Origin of the sequence: Bradyrhizobium sp. CCBAU 45394 (assembly GCF_028128655.1) — a bacterium.
Taxonomy (GTDB): Bacteria; Pseudomonadota; Alphaproteobacteria; order Rhizobiales; family Xanthobacteraceae; genus Bradyrhizobium; species Bradyrhizobium diazoefficiens.
Genome location: NZ_LBIX01000058.1, coordinates 1 through 664 on the forward strand (window position 1 = coordinate 1; position 664 = coordinate 664).

A 664-nucleotide genomic window follows, 5' to 3' on the forward strand; every position below is an offset into this window, starting at 1 on the left:
TGGTCCCTGCCGACGCATAGCGGTCTCACATGGTACACGGGTGATTTCAACGGCGACGGCAAGGACGACTTGCTATCGACCGGGGCAGCTGGTGGCGCGAGCATCATGCCGGCGAATGGGACAGGGTTTGACGCTGCGTCGAGCTGGACGTCGGCGAGCAGCGGCTCTCAAGGCTGGTATGTCGGTGATTTCAATGGCGACGGCCGTGACGACATCTTTGCCGTCGTCGACGGCGTCAGCGGCGCGCAGATGTTGCTGTCGAACGGCTCCGCATTCGTGGACGGCGGCAGCTGGACGCCAGCCGGATCGGGAGAGCAGCGCTGGTACGTCGCCGACTTCAATGGCGACGGCAAAGATGATCTGCTGCGGTATGTCAACGGCATCTCCGGCGCGCAGGTTTTCTTGTCGACCGGTTCGAGCTTCATCAACACGGGGTCATGGACCCCGGCGGGGCAGGGCTCCTACGCTCACTGGTACATAGGCGATTTCAACGGCGATAGTCGCGCCGATCTCGGCCGCTATGTCGCTGGCACCGGCTTTCAGGTCTTGCTGTCCACCGGCACAGGCTTCGCGGCTCCGCAAACATGGACCACGGAACTGACCGGTGTCACGGGCCTCAAGGTGTTGGATGCCAATGGCGATGGCATGGATGATCTGCTGCTGC

1 protein-coding gene is annotated in these 664 nt (G+C 62.8%); it reads left to right on the forward strand.

The window, feature by feature from the left end; genetic code table 11:
- Positions 1-664: FG-GAP repeat domain-containing protein (locus WN73_RS11665; RefSeq protein ID WP_271552853.1), on the forward strand; the 664-nt coding region annotated here is incomplete at both ends.